At 49.8% G+C, this 14,216-nt stretch carries 12 protein-coding genes; 6 read left to right on the top strand and 6 right to left on the bottom strand.

What is annotated here, in order from left to right:
• Nucleotides 1-12 precede the first annotated feature (12 nt).
• From AC2CG4_RS08560 to msrA, 5 genes are all read left to right on the top strand, one after another.
• Entirely contained in the window at nucleotides 13-1,716 is a 1,704-nt protein-coding gene (locus tag AC2CG4_RS08560; protein WP_484485858.1) for a FimL-related protein, read from the top strand.
• A 2-nt stretch (nucleotides 1,717-1,718) separates the two neighbouring features.
• Nucleotides 1,719-2,594: an NAD(+) diphosphatase gene (gene nudC / locus AC2CG4_RS08555; protein WP_484485857.1), complete on the top strand. Its 876-nt coding sequence runs from the start codon at nucleotides 1,719-1,721 to the stop codon at nucleotides 2,592-2,594.
• 27 nt (nucleotides 2,595-2,621) lie between these two features.
• Nucleotides 2,622-3,275 (top strand): cation/multidrug efflux pump, encoded by a 654-nt coding sequence (locus AC2CG4_RS08550; protein ID WP_484485856.1) that lies wholly within the window; start codon nucleotides 2,622-2,624, stop codon nucleotides 3,273-3,275.
• 56 nt (nucleotides 3,276-3,331) lie between these two features.
• The gene (gene sohB / locus AC2CG4_RS08545) at nucleotides 3,332-4,414 is read left to right on the top strand and encodes a protease SohB (RefSeq protein ID WP_484485855.1); all 1,083 of its coding nucleotides are present in this window, start codon (nucleotides 3,332-3,334) and stop codon (nucleotides 4,412-4,414) included.
• Between the two features lie 93 nt (nucleotides 4,415-4,507).
• Nucleotides 4,508-5,149: a peptide-methionine (S)-S-oxide reductase MsrA gene (gene msrA, locus AC2CG4_RS08540; protein WP_484485854.1), complete on the top strand. Its 642-nt coding sequence runs from the start codon at nucleotides 4,508-4,510 to the stop codon at nucleotides 5,147-5,149.
• Between the two features lie 19 nt (nucleotides 5,150-5,168).
• Here the strand turns inward: msrA and AC2CG4_RS08535 are convergent, their stop codons facing one another.
• Nucleotides 5,169-6,821, bottom strand: coding sequence for an electron transfer flavoprotein-ubiquinone oxidoreductase (locus AC2CG4_RS08535; protein WP_484485853.1), 1,653 nt, complete (start codon nucleotides 6,819-6,821; stop codon nucleotides 5,169-5,171).
• Between the two features lie 10 nt (nucleotides 6,822-6,831).
• Nucleotides 6,832-7,764 (bottom strand): LysR family transcriptional regulator, encoded by a 933-nt coding sequence (locus AC2CG4_RS08530; RefSeq protein WP_484485852.1) that lies wholly within the window; start codon nucleotides 7,762-7,764, stop codon nucleotides 6,832-6,834.
• Nucleotides 7,765-8,021: 257 nt separating this feature from the next.
• On the opposite strand from AC2CG4_RS08530, the gene AC2CG4_RS08525 reads away from it, so the two are divergent.
• A complete protein-coding gene (locus AC2CG4_RS08525; protein WP_484485851.1) occupies nucleotides 8,022-8,558 on the top strand; it encodes a hypothetical protein in 537 nt (178 codons plus the stop codon).
• Here the strand turns inward: AC2CG4_RS08525 and AC2CG4_RS08520 are convergent.
• The 4 genes from AC2CG4_RS08520 to AC2CG4_RS08505 all read right to left on the bottom strand — a co-directional run bounded on the left by AC2CG4_RS08520 (nucleotide 8,542) and on the right by AC2CG4_RS08505 (nucleotide 14,194).
• Nucleotides 8,542-11,694, bottom strand: a complete 3,153-nt coding sequence (locus AC2CG4_RS08520; RefSeq protein WP_484485850.1) for an efflux RND transporter permease subunit — start codon at nucleotides 11,692-11,694, stop codon at nucleotides 8,542-8,544. The genes AC2CG4_RS08525 and AC2CG4_RS08520 overlap by 17 nt on opposite strands.
• Entirely contained in the window at nucleotides 11,687-12,961 is a 1,275-nt protein-coding gene (locus AC2CG4_RS08515) for an efflux RND transporter periplasmic adaptor subunit (protein WP_484485849.1), read from the bottom strand. The genes AC2CG4_RS08520 and AC2CG4_RS08515 overlap by 8 nt, the downstream gene beginning before the upstream one ends.
• Before the next feature lie 96 nt (nucleotides 12,962-13,057).
• Complete coding sequence (locus AC2CG4_RS08510; protein ID WP_484485848.1) at nucleotides 13,058-13,444, bottom strand: hypothetical protein; 387 nt, start codon at nucleotides 13,442-13,444, stop codon at nucleotides 13,058-13,060.
• 27 nt (nucleotides 13,445-13,471) lie between these two features.
• Nucleotides 13,472-14,194, bottom strand: a complete 723-nt coding sequence (locus tag AC2CG4_RS08505) for a phosphoadenylyl-sulfate reductase (RefSeq protein WP_062065705.1) — start codon at nucleotides 14,192-14,194, stop codon at nucleotides 13,472-13,474.
• Between the last annotated feature and the right edge of the window lie 22 nt (nucleotides 14,195-14,216).

Here is a 14,216-nt window from a genome sequence, read left to right as displayed (position 1 = left end):
CAGGATGTTATTGTGAGCACAACAGAAACCTTAAACCTTGCTTCCCTCAAAATGGTTCAGGACGAACTTGTTGCGACTATTGAGCAATCGGCTATCCGGTTGGAACAGTTTTCACAAGATCGCAATAATGGCGAACTACTGCAAAACTGTATCGATGGAATCAAACAAATACGCGGCATTCTGAGCTTAATTCAATTGCGCGGTGTGGATTTATTGGCCGAAGAACTGGTGATTCACATCACCGATATCACCCTAGGTGAAGACGATAAAACCGATGCAAAATTAGAATTACTCACCTCCAGTTTTTTCATCCTGCCGCGTTACCTTGAATACTGCACCCAAACAGCACGCAGTATGGCAATGCTATTAATTCCTCATGTCAACGAGTTGCGGCTTGCGCGCAAGGCAGCACCTTTGCCTGAAAGTTATTTTTATCCGCTGCCATCAGTAAAAGCGAACCGCGAATTGGTTGCAGCACAACAACTGCCGGAAGATTTAAGTGTATTGGTTCGCCGCTTACGCCACATGTACCAAACCGGTTTATTAAATGTGCTTAAAGGTGTACAGGTCAAGGCCTCGTTAGGCATGATGACTCGCGCATTGCAGCGGTTGGAATCTGCCGCTGCAGGCAGTGTGCTCAGTAATTTTTGGTGGCTAAGTAGCGCTACAGTCGGTGCCCTAGCAGAAAAAAATATGCGCATGACTAAAAGCCGCAAAATGTTGTTTAGTGCAGTTGAACGCGAAATAAAACGCTTTCAATTTGAGGGCAATGCTGTTTTAGGGCGCGAGGTAGATCCGGCACTGCAAAAAGAATTGATTTATTTATTGGCGCTCTCCCACTCAGATCAAGAACTACCCAAAACTGTTTTGGCTGCTTATGGCGTATCGCCTTTAAGTTATACCGAGGCAGAACTCGCGCGCGAAATGGAATTCCTCAATGGCCCTAGCGCCAATACCATCAGCTCGATGGTGGCAGTGTTAACCGATGAGTTGCATAGCACTAAAAATATTCTTGAGCGCGCCGCACAGGGCGGCGCTGAGCTGTTAAGTGAATCGCCCGAGTTGTTAGAGACGCTAAAAAAAGTAGCCGATATTCTATCGATTGTCGGTTTGGTATCGCCCAGCAACAGCCTTAAACAAGAAATTGAAAAAATTGCTGTATGGCAAGCAAATCACAGCCCGGTTACACCCGATGAGCTCTTAGTCGTCGCTGACACACTTTTGTATGTGGAAAGCACAATCGCCGGCTTAAATAACGCCAACCTTTCCGATGAAAAAGTTGCGCAAATTAATGCGCTTTCCCGCGATGCAGCTATGGCCAACAACCAAATTGCGGAAGCGGAAAAAATTGTTATCGATGAAGCAGAGGCCGGGTTATCGATGGTCAAACGGGCGCTTTCTGCATTTGCTGAATCGAATTACGACAAAGGTCATATTCGCAATATCACCGGAATTTTAGATTCGGTGCGCGGAGGAATGTTTCTGTTGGGCTTGCCGCGAGCGGCAAAAGTGTTGGCGGGATGTATGCGTTTTGTCGATGAAGACTTGCTGGCGACTGATCAACATCCAGCAGTTCAGCATTTGTTGGAAACTTTTGCCGACGCTGTGATTAGCCTTGAGTATTATCTTGATGCGATCAAACTCGATAAAAATGCTGATACCAGTGTGCTGCAAATTGCAGAAGAAAGTTTGCAGGCTCTGGGCTACAACGTCTAATTATGTCTTTTCGCTTTGATCTTGCTTCATTTGAGTTTCATTCCTCCTCTGTAGCGCCGGTTGCCTCTCGCAACCGGCGTTTTATTATAGTTGCCGCATCGCCTAGCTATCGCTGTGATCAATTGTTGTGTGATAGCGACGGGCATGTATTGCTCGCTACAGAATTCCATCCGTTAGAGCTTGGTTTGCCTATCACCAGCGAGCATTACTTAGGTGTGCTTAATGGTGAGGATCTATGGGTTCGGGTAGTGAAGTGCGGTGCGGTGCCCATTCAATACCAATGGCTCGGACTGCGTTCACAGTTAGAAATCGTTTCGGTTGATGTATTTCAGTTAGCTGGGCGGGCACTGCAAGTCGCGCAATGGTTTTACGATCATCGCTTTTGCGGCCGCTGCGGGCAGGAAACCCATCAGGACCATATCGACCGGGCTAAAATCTGTACCCACTGTGAGCTGCGTTTTTATCCGCGTATATCGCCCTGTATGATTGTGCTTGTCAGGCGTGGCGAAGAAATTTTGCTCGCTCATCATCAACGTGCAACACGGGTGATGTACTCAACTCTGGCTGGATTTGTGGAGGCGGGTGAAAGTGTGGAGGACTGCGTGCGGCGCGAAGTTATTGAAGAGGTAGGGATTAAAGTGGGTAAGTTGGAGTACTTCCGCAGTCAGCCTTGGCCGTTTCCCGGGCAGTTAATGCTGGGCTTTTTTGCAGAATACGAATCTGGCGAGATTCAAATCGACCCAATGGAAATTGTGGATGCGAAATGGTTCCGTTACGATCAGTTGCCTCAGACGCCAGCACCGGCTAGTGTAGCGGGGCAATTGATTGCGCATCACATCGAACACTTGCGTCAGATTCATCTTCACCATCGACAATAACAAGCTGATAACCCAGGTAGGACATGTATGATTTTTACCTTACTGACGATTTTTATTGGCCTTATTGCGGCCTATATTGCGTATAAATCGGTGACTGTGCTCTGGAAGAGCTCTTGGTTTGCTGGTTTTTGTCGCGGTATTTTTGGCTTGGCTCTATTCGCCGCTGCCGCATTGGTGGCACTCACCGCTTACGATGTTTATAGCTACAAACAGGTACTGCAGGAACAAGTGGTCGCCACGATTAATTTTGACAAGATTGAAGATCAGCACTATTTTGCGGTGCTCTCCGATAAAGATGGCAAAGAGCAGCGAGTAGAGCTGCGCGGCGATCAATGGCAATTAGATGCTCGCATAGTGAAGTGGCAAGGTTATCTCGCCAGCTTCGGTCTTAAACCTGCGTTCCGCTTGGAGCGTCTGAGTGGTCGGTATTACGACATTGAACAAGAAACCACTGCCAAGCGCACGGCTTATACAGTGCATAACAGTTTATATGGCGTAGATGTCTGGAGAATTTTTCACTCAAATCCGCAATGGGTGCCGGTAGTGGACGCTGTTTACGGCTCAGCCACCTATTTACCGATGAAGGATGGCGCCTTGTTTGAAATCAGCTTGTCTAATACCGGTTTGGTTGCGCGCCCCATCAACCAAGTTGCGAGAGAAGCTGTGGCCGAGTTTTTTTAATCTCATCGATATTCAATTTATTTAATTTCATTTAAAAGTAGTTCGGAGTTTACCCATTGGAATTTTTAACAGATTACGGTTTATTTCTCGCCAAAACAGTTACCTTTGTGGTGGCTGTTGGGGTCATTATTACGCTTGCGGTGTCTATGGGCGGGCGCAATAAAAAGTCGGATAAGGGCCACATTGAGGTGACCAAGCTTAACGAAAAGTTTGAGCACCTTCGCGATTCTCTGCGCGACGCCATGCTCGACGACGATGAATACAAAGAATTTGAAAAAGCTGAAAAGAAACGTTTAAAAGAAGAAAAAGCACAAAAGAAAAAAGCCGCAAAAGAATCCGCCAAAGTCAAAACTGATGAGTCTGCCGAAGCAGAAACCTCTGTTAAAAAGCGGGTTTTTGTATTGGATTTTTATGGCGATATCAAAGCGTCTGAAGTTGAAAATTTACGCGAAGAAATCAGCACCGTGTTAACACTGGCCAAACCGACCGATGAGGTCGTAGTGAAAGTAGAAAGTGGCGGTGGCATGGTACATAGTTATGGTTTGGCATCGAGCCAACTGGCGCGCATCACCAGCAAAAACATCCCGCTGACAGTGTGTGTCGATAAAGTCGCAGCTAGCGGCGGCTATATGATGGCCTGTGTAGCGAACAAAATTGTAGCAGCTCCGTTTGCGATTCTCGGTTCAATAGGTGTAGTGGCCCAGCTGCCTAACTTTCATAAAATACTCAAGAAAAACGATATTGATTATGAAATGTTTACCGCCGGTGAGTACAAGCGCACGGTGACTATGTTTGGCGAAAATACCGAAAAAGGCCGCGCCAAGTTTGTTGAAGAGCTGGAAGATACCCACGTACTGTTCAAGGAATTTGTTAGCTCGCACCGCCCACAAGTCGATGTAGTGAAAGTTGCTACCGGTGAGGTCTGGTTTGGTTTGCGCGCAAAAGATGTGAATTTGATTGATGAGTTGCAAACCAGCGATGAATATCTTTTTGCGCAAGCAGAGCACGCCGATATTTACGAAGTAGAATTTACCCACAAGAAAACCCTGCCCGAAAAATTGGGCTTCGCGGCACAGGCGGCAGTTGATAGATTGCTGATGACCTGGTGGGAGCGGCTCAATATAAGCCGCTGGTTTTAAACAGCTATAAACACACGGTGCCTAAGGGCACCGTTTTTGTTTGTGAGCTTATTATCTTCATTATTGCGTACAGTATTTTCACAGGAGTTGTGTATGATTTTTTCATCAACAAAACTGCAAATGCCCACCCGCGAGCAGGCGCTAAGAGGGCGCAGCGATGCAATGCGAGTGGAAAATCAGCATGCAATTTACAATGCACCGATCAAACCGCCATTTCCCGAAGGATTTGAATCGATTGTATTTGGCTTGGGGTGTTTTTGGGGTGCTGAGCGAAAATTTTGGCAGCAGCCGGGTGTGTACACCACAGCGGTTGGTTACTCGGCAGGTTATACCCCCAATCCGACCTATGAAGAAGTGTGCTCGGGATTAACAGGTCACAATGAGGTGGTGTTGGTGGTCTTCGACCCTAGTAAGATTTCACTCGGTACTTTATTAAAAGTATTTTGGGAATCCCATAATCCAACACAGGGAATGCGCCAAGGCAATGATCGGGGAACACAGTATCGCTCAGGTATTTATTATTTTAATGAAACGCAACGTGCGCTGGCCGAGCAGACAAAAGCGGCCTATCAGTTGGCGCTGAATGAAAACAATCTGGGTGAAATAACCACAGAAATTTTACCGGCCAGTGAATTTTATTACGCAGAGATCTATCACCAACAATATCTGCACAAAAACCCCGGTGGTTATTGTGGTCTGGGCGGCACAGGGGTCTGTTACGCGGGCGAATTTTAATCGCTCGCGCGATAAACACTTACATAGATTCGTAATAGGGGCCGCTACCGCCTTGTGGTGGCACCCAGGTTATATTTTGTGTGGGATCTTTAACGTCGCAGGCTTTGCAGTGAATGCAATTGGCGGCGTTAATTTGCAAACGCGCAGCAGTTTCTGTTTTGATAATTTCATAAACACCCGCTGGGCAATAGCGTTGCTCCGGTGCGGCATAAACAGCGAGATTCGTCGCAATTGGCACAGCGTTGTCTGTTAACCGCAAATGAACTGGCTGGTCTTCTTCATGCTGGATATTGGCTAAATAAATGGATGCCAAACGATCAAAGGTGATTCTCCCGTCGGGGGCAGGGTAGTGAATCGGTTGTGCTACTTTGGCAGGAATCAAGCTTTCATGATCCGCGTGTTTATGGTTTAGCGTCCAGGGCAGGGTGATGCCGAGTGAATGCAGCCACATATCCAATCCGCCATACAAGGTCCCTCCTATATTCCCAAAGGCAGACAGTGCAGGTTTGATATTGCGCACTGCGTGTAAATCTTTCCACAACCAGGAGTTGCGTATTTTTTCAGGATAAGGCGTTAGCAGTGCAGGACTATTGCCGTTAGTTAGCGCTTCAAAAACAGTTTCTGCCGCGAGCATGCCGGATTTCATCGCGTTATGTGAGCCTTTAATTTTCGGTACATTTACAAAACCCGCCGAGCAGCCAATCAGCGCGCCACCAGGGAACACTAATTCTGGCAGAGACTGTACGCCGCCTTCGTTAATGGTGCGTGCACCATAAGAAAGCCGTTTGGCATTTTGCAGTAACGGTTTAATGGCAGGATGGGTTTTAAAACGCTGAAATTCTTCAAATGGACTTAAATAAGGATTGCGATAATTCAAATGCACTACAAAACCCACGGCGATTTTGTTATCGGCCAAGTGATATACAAATCCACCGCCGCCGGTGTGATTATCTAGCGGCCAGCCTTGTGTATGCAGCACCGCCCCTTCATTGTGTAAAACTGGATCAATACTCCACATTTCTTTAAAGCCTAAACCGTATTTTTGCGGCTCGGCATTGGTGCGTAGATTAAATTTTTGCTCCAGCGATTTAGCCAGTGACCCGCGGGTGCCTTCAGCGATTAAGGTGTAACGCGCATGCAATTCAATGCCGGCAGAAAAAGTATTTTTGTGGCTGCCATCGCGCGCGATACCCATATCGCCGGTGATAATGCCTTTAACGCTGCCGTCATCGCCATAAAGAATTTCGTTGCCGCTAAAGCCGGGAAATATATCTACCCCTAACTCTTCCGCTTGCGTTGCTAACCAACGGCATACTTGTCCCAAACTCACGATATAGTTGCCGTGATTGTTGATCAATGGCGGCAAGAATAGGGCAGGAATTTTGTAATGGTTGGATTCAGTCAGCCATAAAAATTGATCTTGTTTTACTTCGGTGGTGAGCGGTGCGCCTTTGGCTTTCCAGTCAGGAATTAATTCATTCATCGCGATAGGGTCAATTACCGCGCCAGATAAAATCTGTGCGCCTACCTCGGCGCCTTTTTCCAATATGCACACGCTGAGTTCGCGCGCGTTTGTTTGCGCTAATTGTTTTAAGCGAATCGCTGCGGCAAGTCCCGCTGGGCCAGCGCCAACAATCACTACGTCATACTGCATTTGATCGCGTTGGGTCATAACAAACTCATCAGCCGGTAAAAGTAGAAGTTAACTGGATTTGATCGCTGCGCTGCAAATTGGCGGTGAGTGTGCGGCAATAATCGAGAAAGCTAATCATCGCCGGCGTTTGGTAGCGGTTTTTATGCCACACAAACATAAATGGGCGACGCAAATCCAGCTGTGGCATTTTTATCTCCACTAAACTGCCGCGTTTAAATGCATCGCGCAGCGCTAAACGCGAAATGCAACCAATGCCTAAACCGGATTCTACCGCGTGTTTAATTGCCTCGGTGTGTTCCAGTTCCAAGCGAATATTGAGTTCCGGTAAATGATGGCGCAATGCTTGATCAAAGGTTTCGCGCGTGCCTGAACCTTGCTCACGCAAAATCCAATTTGCCGTTAATAATTCTGGCAGCGTGATAGAGGCAGATTGTGCGAGTGGGTGATTGGGTGCGCAAAAAATTGCCAGCTCATCTTCAATCCAGGTTTCGGCATGTAATTCAGGGTGATGGCAACTGCCTTCAATTAAACCGACATCTAAATCATAACCGGCGACTTGCTGCAAAATGGCTTGGGTATTTTTGACTTGCAGCGCGATATGGCAATCCAAATGATTTTGCATAAATTCGCTGATAATCATGATCGCCAAATAATTGCCAATGGTCAGGGTGGCGCCCACCCGTAAATCACCTAGAACCGATTTTCCTGCCAACAATTGTTCAATTTCATGTGCTTGGGTGAGCAGGCTGCTCGCGACCGGTAAAAGGGTTTTACCCAGCGCATTGAGTTTGAGTAACTTGCCGTTGCGATCAAACAATTGGCAGTCGAATTGACGCTCCAGTTCCGCTAAAGCCGTACTGGCCGCGGACTGTGACAGGGCAACCTCGTCGGCAGCGCGCGATACATTGCCGGTACGAGCAATGGCGACAAAAATTTCCAGTTGGCGTAGCGTGTATCTCATATCTGTTTACCAAATATATGCAGCACAAATAATCAGTTTAATAAATATGCTAGCGGGAAATAGACCAGACATCAACAATCCAAACCAATCCATACAACACTGATTTAATGAAAGCTCAGCGGAGGGTGTCAGGCGCGCTGTAATATCGTGTTATACCTTGTTTTGTTCGCGTGTGTTTAGATGCCAATGTGTTCGGCTCTTGGCATCCTATGAATGCTTTGGGCTTGGAGAACCTGAGGTATTGATGGATGACATGCATGTCTAATAAAACCCGTTTGTATGAAGCCCTGGGGCAAATCGTTGTTTCCTTCACCGCTTTGGAGCGGGGGGTTGATAGCTTGGTGCTGTGTAGTTTGGATTCGTCTGAAGCACAAAGCGAAATCATGGTGAGCCCCATGACTTTTCAGCAAAAAGTCTCCACGCTGTATGAGTTGATTCGCGAGTTGCACCATGATGTGGAGCTGGGCGCTTTAAACCATACGCTGGACGCGCTGGTGGAGCGCTGTTTGAACTGCGAACAGCAACGCAACGAATGGGTGCGTTCTTATTGGGTGCCAGAGGTGGATAACGAGGCGGGTATGGTTATGCGTTTGATGCGTACATCTGACTCTAATAGCCTGGAAATGGTGCCGGTAAAAGTCAGCGATTTGGAGCATTTCATTGTGGTGCTCAATGCTACCTTGGCGTATTTATCCGGCTTCCATCAAAAATTGTCTACCAATTTCAAGCGAGTTCGCCAGTTGCCCGAAGGTCATTCGGGCAAGCTGGAGTTGATCCCTAACCGACGCTATTAGTGCTATTAATCTGCCGATTTACTGTGCGCGTTCTCAACATGCGATAACCCACCGGCAGCAGCAATAGCGACATCAACGGCGCTGTGATCATGCCGCCCACCATCGGCGCGGCAATGCGGCTCATGATCTCTGAACCTGTGCCTTCGCCTAATAAGATGGGTAACAGGCCGGCAATAATTACAGTCACCGTCATCATCTTGGGGCGAATACGCAAAACGGCTCCCTCCTCAATTGCATCCAATAAATCCGCGTTTTGGGTAGTGCCCTGAACGACACGCTGCTGCCACGCCTGCTTGAGGTAAAGCAACATAATCACCCCGAACTCAGCGGCAACACCGGCCAGTGCGATAAACCCCACGGCGGTTGCTACCGAGAGCGGAAAATCCAGGAAATACAGCATCCACACGCCGCCAGTTAATGCAAAGGGCAGGCTGCCCATGATCAGCAAGGCTTCATCCATCCGCGAAAAGGTCATAAACAACAACGCCAGTAAGATGGCGAGTGTTGCTGGAACTATCCACTGCAGCCGTGCTTGAGCGCGCTGCATAAATTCAAACTGACCGGCATAGCTGATACTGACACCGGGTTTTAACGTGATTTGCTCCGCTAGCGCACGCTGTAAATCGGCGACGGTTGAGCTTAGGTCACGCTCGCGCACATCGATATACACCACCCCAGTGAGCCGGGCATTTTCGCTTTTAAGCATGCTGGGGCCATCGCTTACCGAAATCTTAGCGATTGTACTCAAGCTGATTTGCTGGCCATTGGGTGTGATGATGGGGAGCTTGTGCAGCTCGCCGATACTGGCGCGCCAATCCCGCGGGTAGCGCAGGTTGATGGGAAAACGCGCGCGGCCTTCGATTACCTCGCCCACATTTTCGCCGCCAATCAAGTTGCTCACCACCGATTGCGCCTGACTCATGCTCAGCCCGTAACGCGCCAGTTCAGCGCGGTTAAAGTCGATATCCAGAAAACGTCCGCCAGCAATACGTTCCGCTACTGCCGAGCTAACACCGGGTACGGTTTTGGCGATTTGCTCAATTTGCAGTGCTGCCTCATCAATATCGGCGAGGGAATTGCCGGAGATCTTTACCCCAATCGGGCTTTTAATGCCGGTGGCGAGCATATCGATACGGTTGCGGATCGGCGGTATCCAAATATTGGCCAAGCCGGGCACTTTGACCCGCTCATCCAATTCGGCCATCAGCTTCTTGGGGGTCATGCCCGGCCGCCATTGGTCGCGCGGTTTAAATTGAATCGTGGTTTCAAACATCTCCAGCGGGGCAGGGTCGGTTGCGCTATCGCTGCGGCCGGATTTGCCAAATACTCGCGCGACTTCCGGCACGGTTTTTATCAAACGATCTGTCTGTTGCAGCAGTTGGCTGGCCTGTTGGGTGCTTAAACCCGGCAGGGCGCTGGGCATATAGAGTAGGTCGCCTTCATCCAGTGGCGGTAAAAATTCTCCACCCAAATGCCACAGCGGCCAAGCGGTGCTGAGCAATACCGCGAGCGCAATTGCCATGGTGATTTTTGGCTTGTGCAGCACCCCAATCAGTACCGGGCGATAGACTTTAACCAGTAAACGATTAAGTGGGTTTTGCCGTTCAGCGGGGATTTTGCCGCGAATCCAATACCCCATTAACACCGGGATAAGTGTGACTGAGAGCCCTGCAGCGGCGGCCATGGCGTAGGTTTTGGTGAACGCCAACGGGCCAAATAAGCGGCCTTCTTGCGCCTCCAGCGTAAACACCGGAATAAACGAGAGGGTGACAATCAATAGCGAGAAAAACAGCGCAGGCCCCACTTCGGCTGCCGCTTGGGTAATGACTTGCCAGCGTTTTTCACCGGCAAGCAAGGTGTCCGGATGCTGCTCTTGCCAGCGTTCGATATGTTTATGGGCATTTTCGATCATCACAATCGCGGCATCGACCATCGCACCTATAGCAATAGCGATCCCGCCCAGCGACATAATATTGGCCGTGATACCTTGCTGGCGCATTAGCGCAAACGCAATCAAAACGCCCAGCGGCAGCGATACGATCGCTACCATCGACGAGCGCAAGTGCCAGAGAAATAGGGCGCAGACCAGTGCGACTACCAGAAACTCTTCGATCAGTTTATGGCTAAGGTTAGTGACGGCGCGGTCGATCAAGAGGCTTCGGTCATAGGTTGTTACCAACTCGACACCAGCGGGCAGGCTGCTTTTGAGCTGTTCCAGTTTGGTTTTAACTGCACTAATCGTGGCGCGTGCATTGCCGCCAGAACGCATAATCACTATGCCGCCGGTCACTTCACCTTCGCCATCCAGCTCGGCCAAACCACGGCGCAGTTCCGGCCCTAACTGAATGTGTGCGACATCGGCCAAGGTGATGGGAATACCGCCCATAACGCTGAGCGGGATGGATTTAAAATCTTCCAGGGTTTTCAAGTAACCCGTCGAACGCACCATCAACTCCGCCTCACCAACGCTCAGCAAACCGCCGCCGGTAGCTTGATTGGCTTGTTCTAGCGCCGTGATTACATCGGTGTGGCTGAGTTTAAGTGCCGCCAAGCGAATGGGGTCGAGCAGAATTTGGTATTGCTTGACCATACCGCCAAGGGTGGCAACTTCGGCCACATCTGGCAGTGGGGCTAGCTCAAAACGCAGAAACCAATCTTGCAGAGTGCGCAATTGGGCAAGGTCATGTTGGCCGGTTTTATCGATCAGTGCATATTGAAAGATCCAGCCCACGCCAGTGGCATCCGGCCCCAATGCGGGTTTGGCGGTGGCCGGTAGCTGCGCTTGAATCTGGCTCAAGTATTCCAGTACCCGCGAACGCGCCCAGTAAACATCGGTGCCATCGGCAAATAGGATGTACACAAAACTATCGCCAAACATGGAATAACCGCGCACGGTTTTGGCGCCGGGCACCGACAGCATTTTGCTGGCGATGGGGTAGGTCACCTGATCTTCCACCTGCTGTGGCGCTTGCCCCGCAAAGGCTGTGCGAATGATGACTTGGGTGTCCGACAAATCGGGCAGGGCATCAATCGGTGTGGTTTTTATCGCCCAGATTCCCCAGCCGGTCAGCAATAGGGAGGCAAATAACACCAGAATGCGATGGTTCACCGACCAGTAGATGAGTTGTTTAATCATGGCTCATCTCCGGGCTCATCTCCTGATTCTCGGCGGTTATGCCCAAGAGCGATGCCTCTGAATCCAACAAAAACTGGCCGCTAGCGACAACCTTATCACCCTCGTTTAAGCCGCTGCGAATCAGCGTTTGATTGCCTACTTCATAGCCAGCTTGAACCAGCACTGGCCGAAATCCGCCGTCCGACTCGGCTAGCATGACCAAGGTGGTTTTGCCGGTGCGAATCACCGCTTCGGTGGGTACTGCCAGTGCCTGCTCTTCGTTTTGGCTTTGCAGCCAAACGCGCCCGGTGGTGCCGGGCTTTAGCTGGTTGGAAGGGCTGAGCTGGTTTAAGGGATTGTCCAGCAGAATCCTCGCGGTTACTGTGCCAGACATCTGATCGACCGTGGGTAACAGGTAATCCAACTTGCCGTGCAGAACGGGCGCCCCTGGGTTGGTGGCAAAAAAGCAAGCTCTGGCGCCGGCGAGCAAACCTTCAACTTGTGTTTCGGGAACAGCGGCATCCAACCAGAGACTATCAATATTATTGATGCGCGCCAAAGTGGCACCGCTTGCTAACGCCATTCCAGTTTTTATCGATAACTCGGTGATCACACCGCTAATGGGCGCATTGATGGTGACTTGTGTGATTGGCAGGCGAGTTTTTTCAGCCTGCGCGATCAAGGAATCGGGCATGCCCAACAGGCGCAAGCGCTCGCGCAGTGTGTGTAATAAACGGCGATTTTCACGGGGTTGCGCAAGCAGTTCATTTTGCGCGTCCAGCCATTCGGGCACTTCAAGCGTGGCAATGGGTTGCCCTTCGCTTACCGTGTCGCCCGTCGCCAGTGGCCAGACTTTTGCCACAAAGCCTCCAGCGCGCAGTTGAATCACCGCCTGATTGCGCTCGTTGAACGCCAGCTTGCCGGTAACATCCCACTCGCGCTGGGCAGCAATAGGCTTCACCAATGCCGTGCGCATACCCAGGTTTTGTACCAGGGCCGGGTTAATCCTAACCGCCGCTTGGTGCGCTCCCTCGGCCTTGGCCGCCGCATATTTGGGCACCAAGTCCATATCCATAAACGGGGATTTTCCCGGTTTATCAAAATGCTGATTGGGCACCATAGGGTCGTACCAATACAGAATCTGGCGTTCGGTTTTATCTGAAGATGTTGTGTCGATACTGGTGGGCGATGGCGCTTGATGTGTGCCGAGCAAAACGCCGATAAGTGTGCCAAGTGCCAGCATCCCCAGCGCAATAAGCGTGAGTTGGCGAAGAGAAAAAATAGTCACAAAAATAACTCCTGAGCGACGATCAATATTTTCTCGCCTGCGTAAATAGAGCGCAGAAGCTCCCTATCGAACCGGGCGAGGTTGAATCGTGTGAACTCAGGTAGTGCTGGGCGGGCGCCAAATACTGGCAGGGTTAAACATGCTAAACATGGCTGCCGGTGGAATAACGGCATCTGCTAACGAGAGGTTTGTCGCAAAGCTTAATGCATCAACACGATAAATCTGCCCCGGTGTTTTGCACAGGTGGCAGCTATTCATGTTTTTGCACGAGGGGGCTTGCTTGGGGGTCTTATCGGGGCAGCAGGGCATCTTGTCCATTGCTGCCGTGTTGCCCGTCATCACCATTTCATTCATTTGCATCGCTGTATGGTTCATCGCACTGCTGTCTGGGCAGGGCGCATTGAGCAGCACGCCTGCAACAGCTTGCAGCGGTATGATCCAACTCAGCAATAAAATGAAAAGGCAGTGACGGTGCATAGGCATGGCTGTCTTTTTTCGTTTGATTAAAACTTAATCTACATTACCTGCGTGTAAACCACACTCTTTTTTAGTGGCTTCTTCCCACCACCAGCGGCCTTCGCGCTCGTGTTGCCCTGGTGCAATTGGTCGGGTGCAGGGCTCGCAGCCGATGGAGACAAAACCGCGTTCGTGCAATTCGTTGTAGGGTACTTCGCACATGCGGATGTAATCCCACACTTCTTTAGATGACCAGTTCGCCAGCGGATTAAACTTGGTGAGCTTATCACCGGGGCGAGCAAATAATTTATCGTCCTGAATTACGGGGATTTCCGCGCGAGTAGGGCTTTGGTCTTTGCGCTGGCCGGTAATCCAGGCATCTACTGTGAGCAACTTTTTACGCAGTGGTTCAATTTTGCGAATACCGCAGCACTCTTTGTGGTCATCTTCATAAAAACTGAACAGGCCTTTTTCCTGCACTAGTGCGCGCACGGCATCGCCATCCGGTGAAACTACATCGATCTTAATGCCGTAATGCTTGCGTACTTTTTCGATAAAACGATAAGTCTCCGCGTGCAGGCGGCCAGTGTCTAAACAAAATACGGGTACATCCGGGCGATAGTTATGGGCCATCTCGATTAGTGCCACATCTTCTGCGCCACTAAATGAAATGGCGATATTGTCGAATTGGCTCAGCGCATATTTGATAATTTTTTGCGGGCTTTCTTGTTGCAGCTTTGCTTCAAGGTCAACAAGATTAATCTGATTTTCAGTCATGGCAGCTACTCACGGCGATTCT

It is taken from the genome of Cellvibrio sp. ATLC23, from assembly GCF_057196725.1.
This window is presented reverse-complemented; position numbering and strand designations above follow the sequence as displayed.